The sequence below is a fragment of the Streptomyces sp. DvalAA-14 genome (assembly GCF_900091855.1).
In the GTDB taxonomy this organism is placed as follows: Bacteria; Actinomycetota; Actinomycetes; order Streptomycetales; family Streptomycetaceae; genus Actinacidiphila.
Genome location: NZ_FMCH01000580.1, coordinates 1 through 8,005, shown reverse-complemented (window position 1 = coordinate 8,005; position 8,005 = coordinate 1). Strand labels below are relative to the sequence as shown.

The 8,005-nt window shown below is 74.6% G+C and carries 7 protein-coding genes; 4 read left to right on the top strand and 3 right to left on the bottom strand.

The window, feature by feature from the left end; translation table 11 throughout:
• Positions 1-309: 309 nt before the first annotated feature.
• Positions 310-1,149, top strand: a complete 840-nt coding sequence (locus GA0115240_RS31430) for a carbon-nitrogen hydrolase family protein (RefSeq protein WP_093742010.1) — start codon at positions 310-312, stop codon at positions 1,147-1,149.
• The gene (locus GA0115240_RS31425) at positions 1,146-2,849 is read left to right on the top strand and encodes a flavin monoamine oxidase family protein (protein ID WP_093742008.1); all 1,704 of its coding nucleotides are present in this window, start codon (positions 1,146-1,148) and stop codon (positions 2,847-2,849) included. Before GA0115240_RS31430 ends, GA0115240_RS31425 begins: the two co-directional genes overlap by 4 nt.
• Positions 2,850-2,905: 56 nt before the next feature.
• Here the strand turns inward: GA0115240_RS31425 and GA0115240_RS31420 are convergent, their stop codons facing one another.
• Complete coding sequence (locus GA0115240_RS31420; RefSeq protein ID WP_093742006.1) at positions 2,906-3,595, bottom strand: DUF5995 family protein; 690 nt, start codon at positions 3,593-3,595, stop codon at positions 2,906-2,908.
• 142 nt (positions 3,596-3,737) lie between these two features.
• Entirely contained in the window at positions 3,738-4,601 is an 864-nt protein-coding gene (locus GA0115240_RS31415; RefSeq protein ID WP_093742004.1) for an NAD-dependent epimerase/dehydratase family protein, read from the bottom strand.
• A 153-nt stretch (positions 4,602-4,754) separates the two neighbouring features.
• Between GA0115240_RS31415 and GA0115240_RS31410 the strand changes: the two genes are divergently transcribed.
• A complete protein-coding gene (locus tag GA0115240_RS31410) occupies positions 4,755-5,597 on the top strand; it encodes a helix-turn-helix transcriptional regulator (RefSeq protein ID WP_093742002.1) in 843 nt (280 codons plus the stop codon).
• Positions 5,598-5,878: 281 nt separating this feature from the next.
• On the opposite strand, the gene GA0115240_RS31405 is transcribed toward GA0115240_RS31410, so the two are convergent.
• Positions 5,879-7,099, bottom strand: coding sequence for an MFS transporter (locus GA0115240_RS31405; RefSeq protein WP_093742000.1), 1,221 nt, complete (start codon positions 7,097-7,099; stop codon positions 5,879-5,881).
• 67 nt (positions 7,100-7,166) lie between these two features.
• Between GA0115240_RS31405 and GA0115240_RS31400 the strand changes: the two genes are divergently transcribed.
• A partial coding sequence (locus GA0115240_RS31400) for an ROK family transcriptional regulator (protein ID WP_107407243.1) occupies positions 7,167-8,005 on the top strand: 839 nt, incomplete at its 3' end.

The following is an 8,005-nucleotide window of genomic DNA, read 5'->3' as shown; positions in this document are numbered from 1 at the left end:
GGCGACGAGGGCCGCGACGACCCGCGCTTCCGCTGAGGACGGGCGGCCTCCGGCCCGGCACCCGAAACGGCTCCGGCCGGCCCGCGGCAGCGGGCCGGCCGGAGCCGCCCCGCGAGCACCCCGCCCGGGCCCGACGCGCACCGCCGGACCGGCTCGGGGCGGTGCCGCGCAACGAATCGCCGCTGTGGACCGGAGCACGCAACGAATCGCCTGCCGGGCCGCAATGATCGCGCCTTGCCGCCGCCCGGCCACCGGACGTAGCGTCGGGGGGTCCCCACACAACCCGGCTGACCAGGCGAAAGAGGCTCCATGGCGCCGCTGCGCACCGCGCTGCTGCAAGGCCCGGGCGGCACCCCCGGCAGCGTCGCGGAGAGCCTGGCCGTCCTCGCCGAAGCCGCCGGGCGGGCCGCCGGGCAGGGGGCGCGGCTGCTGGTCACCAGCGAGCTGTTCCTGACCGGCTACGCGCCCGGCGGACACTGGGCGCGGCTGGCGGAGGCCGCCGGCGGGCCCGCCGAACAGCAGGTCGCACGGATCGCCGCCCGGCACCGGATCGGCATCGTCTACGGAAGCCCGGAGCGGGACGGCGAGGACGTGTTCAACACCGCCCGGTTCATCGGACCGGACGGCACACCGCTCGCGGCCTACCGCAAGGCGCACCTGTTCGGCACCTTCGAGCGCGACGCCTTCACCCCGGGCGCCGACCCCGTCGTCCAGGCCGAGCTGGACGGCATCCGGGTCGGCCTGCTGATCTGCTACGACGTGGAGTTCCCCGAGGCCGTCCGGGCGCACGCGCTGGCCGGCACCGAACTGCTGGCGGTGCCCACCGCGCTGATGCGGCCGTACGAATTCGTCGCGCACACCCTCGTGCCGGCCAGGGCGTTCGAGAACGGGCTGCACATCGCCTACGCCAACCGCTGCGGCCCCGAGGGCGGCTACGACTTCGCCGGGCTGAGCTGCCTGGCCGGACCCGACGGCGTGGTGCGCGCCCGGGGCGGGGCCGGCGCCGATCTGCTGGTCGCCGACGCCGATCCGGCGGCCAACCGCGCCGCCCGCGCCGAGACCCCGTACCTGACCGACCGCCGCCCGGAGCTGTACGGCTGCCTGGCCGCCCCCACCGCACCGCCGTCCGCCAGGAGAACCGCCCCATGACGTCCGTGCCCACCGCCGTCCACGACGAGCAGCACATCGAGGCGCAGGCGCAGCCGCCCATCACCATGTTCGGCCCCGACTTCCCCTTCGCCTACGACGACCACCTGGCACACCCGGCGGGCCTGGGCGCCGTACCGGCGACCGAGCACGGCACCGAGATCGCGGTGATCGGCGGCGGCCTGTCCGGAATGGTCACCGCGTACGAGCTGCTGAAGATGGGGCTCCGGCCGGTGGTGTACGAGGCCGACCGGATCGGCGGCCGGCTGCGGACCGTCGGCTTCGACGGCTGCGATCCCGGGCTGACCGCCGAGATGGGCGCGATGCGCTTCCCGCCGTCCTCGACCGCCTTCCAGCACTACGTCGACCTGGTGGGCCTGGAGACCAGGCCGTTCCCCAACCCGCTGGCGCCCGGCACCCCGTCGACCGTGGTGGACCTCAAGGGCCAGACGCACTACGCGACCTCGGTCGACGACCTGCCCGAGGTCTTCCACCAGGTGATGCGCGCCTGGAACACCTGCCTGGAGGACGGCGCCGACTTCGCCGCGATGCAGCACGCCCTGCGCACCCGGGACGTGCCCCGGATCCGCGCGCTGTGGTCGGCGCTGGTGGCACGGCTCGACAACCAGACCTTTTACGGCTTCCTGTGCGACTCCCCGGCCTTCGCGTCCTTCCGGCACCGCGAGATCTTCGGCCAGGTCGGCTTCGGCACCGGCGGCTGGGACACCGACTTCCCCAACTCCATCCTGGAGATCCTGCGCGTGGTCTACACCGGCGCCGACGACGACCACCGCGGCATCGTCGGCGGCAGCCAGCAGCTGCCCCAGCGGCTGTGGGAACGGGCCCCGGACAAGCCGCTGCACTGGCCGCGCGGCACCTCGCTGCGCTCCCTGCACGGCGGGCGGCCGCGTCCGGCGGTCACCGCGCTGCACCGCACCGCCGGCAACCGGATCACCGTCACCGACGCCACCGGCGACATCCGCGGCTACCGCGCCGCGGTCTTCACCGCGCAGAGCTGGATGCTGCTGTCCAAGATCGCCTGCGACGAGTCGCTGCTCCCGATCGACCACTGGACGGCCGTCGAGCGCACCCACTACATGGAGTCCAGCAAGCTGTTCGTACCGGTGGACCGGCCGTTCTGGCGGGACGTCGACCCGCGCACCGGCCGGGACGTGATGTCGATGACACTCACCGACCGGATGACCCGCGGCACCTACCTGCTGGAGGACGGCCCGGACCGGCCGGCCGCGATCTGCCTGTCCTACACCTGGTGCGACGACAGCCTGAAGTGGCTGCCGCTGAGCGCGCACGAGCGGATGGAAGTGATGCTCACCTCGCTCGGCGGGATCTATCCGGGCGTGGACATCAGAAAGCACATCATCGGCAACCCGGTCACCGTCTCCTGGGAGAACGAGCCCTACTTCATGGGCGCGTTCAAGGCCAATCTGCCCGGCCACTACCGCTACCAGCGGCGGCTGTTCACCCACTTCATGCAGGACGAGCTGCCGGCCGACAAGCGGGGCCTGTTCCTGGCCGGCGACGACGTGTCCTGGACCGCCGGGTGGGCCGAGGGCGCGGTGCAGACCGCGCTGAACGCGGTGTGGGGCGTCCTGCACCACCTCGGCGGGGCGACCGATCCGGGCAACCCCGGGCCCGGCGACGTCTACGACGCGATAGCGCCGGTCCTGCTGGCCGAGGACTGACCGCCTGCCGCCCGACGCCCCCGGGCGGCGCCCATGGAACGGCCGCCGGGTGGGCGTCAGTCGCCCAGCGGGGTGAGCAGGAACCGCCCCACCAGGCCGACGCCCGCGTCCAGCCGGAGCACGCACTCCCGGTAGGCGTCGTCCGCCTCCCGCAGCGCCCACAGCAGCCGGGCCGCCGCCCAGGCCGCGTCCCGGGCCCGCTCCAGGCTCCAGGCGCCCACCACATGGGTCAGCGGGTCGGCCCGGTCCAGCACGTCGGGACCGGGCATCAGCTCCTCCCGGACCCGCTCCTCGATCCCGGTCAGCACCTCGCCCACCCGGTCGAAGTCGCCCTCCAGGGTGCGCAGTTCACGGTCGGTGGCCCGGCAGGTGTCCACCACGGCCAGCGCCAGGTCGTGTCCCACATGCGCGTTGATGCCGGCCAGGGCGAACTGGATTGGACGGATGCCCCGGTGGGCGCGCAGCCGCAGCAGCGGGCGCCAGCAGGCGGGCGGACGGCGGCCCGCCAGGTCGTCCTCGACCGCGGCCAGATAGCGGCCGGCGAACCGCACCGCCAGCTCACCGGCCGCGTACACGTCGGCGAAGGCCCGGGCGGCCAGCCGCGCCCGCAGCTCCTCGGTGACCGACAGGTACACCCGGTTGAAGACCGCTACCCCGTCGCCGTGCGGGAGCACCGAGTTCAGCGCGCGCATCCGGGAGAGCACCTGCCCCACGTCCGCGGGATCCGGGCGCCGTGCCGTCGTCATGGGCCAAGCCTCCCAGCCGCCGCCCGGCCGGCCGGCCCGCGCGCCGCCCTGTCGCCGGAAAGGGTGAAGCCAGGCCCGGCACGGACGCCAGGGCTCCGGCGCCCCGGCCCCCCGGCCGCGCTCCGGGCCACCGCGCCCGGCTCTACAGCACTCCGGCGTCCCGCGCCGCCCAGGCCGACGGATACAGCGGGCGATAGCCCAGCTCGTCACGGATGCGGACGGTGGAGACGATGCCGTGCCAGGGATCGGGCAGCGGGCGGTCCGCCATGCCCTCGGGAACCGGCACCCCGTTCAGCTGGTGCAGTTCGACCGCGGTCATCGGGGCGTCGTCGGCGATGTTGTAGGCGCGGCCGGCGATCCCCGGCGCGTACAGCAGCCGCAGCAGACCCTGGGCGGTGTCCGCGTGGTGGACCATCATCATCCGCTGGTGGGCCGGCCAGTGCGCCGCCCGGTGCAGGACCGCCGTCAGGTGCGGGTCGCCCTCACCGTAGACGTACGCGAGCCGGCCGATCCGGACATCGAGGCCGCTGTCGCGGTGCAGCGCCAGCAGACCCGCCTCGGCGGCCCGCTTGGACTGCGGGTAGGCGCCCTCCAGTGGGGAGCCGGGATGCGGCTGGTCGTCCTCCACGGCCGGCCGTCCGTGCCCGGCGCCGTACACCAGATTCGTGCTGACCTGCACGAAACGGGTGACCCCGGCCTCCTGGGCGGCCAGGCCGAGGGCGAGCGCGGCATCGCGGTTGACCGCCCAGGCATCCTCGTCCGGCACTCCTCGGAAGGACGCCGCCACGTTCACCACCGCGTCGACCCCGTCCACGGCCGCGCGCAGGTCGGCCAGCTCCCGCAGATCGCCGGCGAGCGTCTCGGCGCCCAGCCGGGTCAGCGCCTCGGCCCGGGTCCGGTCGCGCACCAGGATCCGTACCGTGCCGGCGCCCGCCGCCCGCGCCAGCAGCCGGGGGACGAACCGGCGGCCCACCTCACCGGTCGACCCGGTGACCAGAATTCTCATCGCTGCACTCCTCGGTCTCTCCGCGGACGACGTCCGCCGGCTGCAAGCGTGCGGCGTCGAACGGCGGACCGGCAGAGACCTCCTTATCCAGGGAGTGGCGCTCCCCGGATAGCCGCTGGCCGCCGCACACCCCGCGGCCGCATCCTTGAGCATGTGAACCGACCGGAACTCGCCGACTTCCTGCGCCGCTGCCGTATCCGCCTGACCCCCGCCGACGTGGGGCTGGCCGAGGGCGCCAGGCGCCGCACCCCCGGGCTGCGCCGCGAGGAGGTCGCCCAGCTGGCCGGCATGTCGGTGGACTACTACACGCGGCTGGAGCAGGGCCGCGGGTCCCGTCCGTCGCGGCAGATGCTGTCCGCGATCGCCCGGGCGCTGCGGCTGAGCGCCGACGAGCGCGACCACCTGTTCCACCTGTCGGGCGAGGAGCCGCCGCGGGAGACCGGCGCCGGCGGCCACATCCGGCCCGGGCTGCTGCTGGTGCTGGACCGGCTGCACGACACCCCGGCCCAGGTGGTCACCGACTTCGGCGACGTCCTGGCGCAGAACACCATGGCGGCGGCCCTGTTCGGCGACATCTCGGCCCGGCCGCCGCGGGCGCGCAACATGATCCGGCGGATGTTCACCGACCCGGAGGCCCTGACGCTCTTCCCGCCCGGAGACCACGAACGGCTGGCCCGCAACCACGTGGCCGGTCTGCGGGCGGTGCTCGCCGCCCGGCCCGACGACCCGCGGCCGGCCGCCCTGGTGGCCGAACTGCGGTCCGACAGCGCGCTGTTCACCCGGCTGTGGGAGGAGCACCGGGTGGCGGTGCGCCGCTCGGACGTGAAAACCCTGCTGCACCCGGTGGTCGGTGAACTGGTCCTGGACTGCGAGGTGCTGCTGAGCGCCGGCCACGACCAGCGGCTGATCATCCACAGCGCCCGGCCGGGCACCGAGTCGTACGAGCGGCTACGCCTGCTGCGGGTCGTGGGTCTGCAGGATCTGACCCCCGGCTGATATCAGCCCGGCGGCGACCGGTTTTCGCCAACTGCCGTTCCCCGCGCGGTTGGTGGGCGGCGCGCCTGTGCCATGGCGTATTCGCGCGGCACCAATCCGCTGTCGTCGGCTCCAACAGAGCGTGGCGGACCGCTACCGTTGTGCGCACGGTCCGGCGGGCTCGATTCCCCCGTGCGTGCCCGCCGGGCCCCTTCTCCTCCGTGGCCCGGCGTCCGGCCGGGCGCCGAGTCCCCGACGGCAGGTCCCGTCGGGGTCAGTCCGCGGCCCCGGTCCGATGGCGCTCAGTCCACCGGCGCCGAAGCCGGCACCGAGGCGGCCGGCGAGCCCACCACCGCCCTGGCCGGCGCCCGCAGCACCCCCGCGCCGATCACCAGCCCCAGCGCCAGCACGGTGACAACGGCGAAGGACGCGGTCAGCGAACTCACCCCGGCGATCCCCCCGATCGCGGCCGGCGCGATCAGTCCCGAGGTGTACGTCACGGTGGCCACCCCGGCGATCGCCTGGCTCGGCACCGGCCCGCGCCGCCCGGCCGCCGCGAAGCACAACGGCACCACCGTGGACACCCCGACACCGAGCAGCGCGAAGCCGCCGATGGCGGTGACCGGCGAGTGCGAGGCCACCACCAGGGCGCCGCCGACGGTGGCGACCACCCCGCCGGTCCGCAGCGTGGTCACCGCGCCCAGCCGCCGGACCGCGAAGTCGCCCAGCAGCCGGGTGGTCACCATCGCGGCCGAGAAGCCGGTGTACGCCAGCGCCGCGATCGCCGGCGAGGCATGGGTGATGTCCCGCAGGTACACCGCGCACCAGTCCGAGCTGCCGCCCTCGGCGAAGGTGCCGCAAAAGCCGATGGCGCCGATCACCAGCGCGGCGCGCGGCGGCAGCGCGAACCGCGGCGGGGCCTTCTCGTCCGCCCCCGGCCGCAGGTCGGGCGCGGTGGCGCAGATCAGCAGGGCCACCGTCAGCAGCAGCGCGGCCATCGCCCCCAGGTGGATCCGGGCGTCGATGTCCAGATGGGTGACCGGGACGCCGATACCGGCGCCGACCAGCGTGCCCAGGCTCCACATGCCGTGCAGTCCCGACATGATCGACTTGCCCTTGCGCTCTTCGACGGCGACGCCCAGCGCGTTCATCACCACGTCGGTCATCCCGGCGCTGGCGCCGAACACCAGCAGCGCCAGGCAGAGCCACAGCAGGCCGGGGGCGAGCGCCGGCAGCGGCAGCAGCAGGCAGAACAGCCCCAGCAGCAGCCGCAGGGCGGCCCGCGAGCCGTACCGGTGCATCAGCCGGCCGGCCAGCGGCATCAGCAGGGACGAGCCGAGCGCCGGGCAGACCAGGGCCAGGCCCAACTGGCCGGCGCTCAGGTGCAGATGGTCCTTGATCCAGGGGATGCGGGTGGCGAAGGTGCCGTTCACCGCGCCGTGCACGGCGAACGCGACGGCGATGGTCACATGGGCCCGGCGGGCCGAAGCGGGGGCGCGCCCGGCGGCGTCAACGCTCTGCATGGGCCGTAAACTATCAGGAAGGCTCCCTGAAGGATAAGGAGTTTTCCGGTCTGGAAGGATCGCCCGCATGACCGTGACCCGCGCGCTCCCCGGGCGCAACGCGTCGCCCCGTACCGCCCGCGCCATCAACGACCGGCTCGCGCTGCGTCTGCTCCAGGAAGAAGGGCCCCTCACCGCCGGGCAGTTGAAGGAACTCACCGGGATGTCCCGGCCCTCCGTCGCCGACCTGGTGGAGCGGCTGCAGGAAGCCGGGCTGATCGAGGTGGTCGGCGAGGCGGGGGAGGCCCGGCGCGGACCCAACGCACGGGTCTACGGGATCGTCGCCCACCGGGCCTACGTCGCCGGGCTCGATGTGCGGATCGAGAGCATCGGGGTGGAGATCGCCGACCTGCTCGGGCGCACCGTCGCCCACGCCGTCATGCCGGTGGCCCCGGACGCGCCGCCGGAGCGGATCGTCGAGGACGGCATCGCGCTGCTGACGGACACCGCCCGCGCGGCGGGCGCCACCGCCGGGCTGCACACGGTCGCCTTCGGCGCGCCCGGCCTCGTCGCCCCGGTGACCGGGCGGCTCAGCTCCTCCGGCGCGCTGCCCGCCTGGCACGGCGACCTGGTGGACGAGGTGCGCAAACGCCTCGGCGTGCCGGTACTGCTGGAGAACGAGGTCAACCTGGCGGCGGTGGCGGAGCAGCGCAACCGGCCGGCCGGCGAGTCCGACACCTTCGTGCTGCTGTGGATCGGCGGCGGTGTCGGGGCCGGCGTGGTGCTCGACGGGCGGCTGCGGCGCGGCATCTCCGGGGGCGCCGGCGAGGTGGGCTTCCTGCCGATCTCCGGGTCGGGGCGGCTGCCGACCGCGACGGACTGCGACAACGGCTACCACGGGTGGGTCGGCAGCCGGGCGGTGTGCGC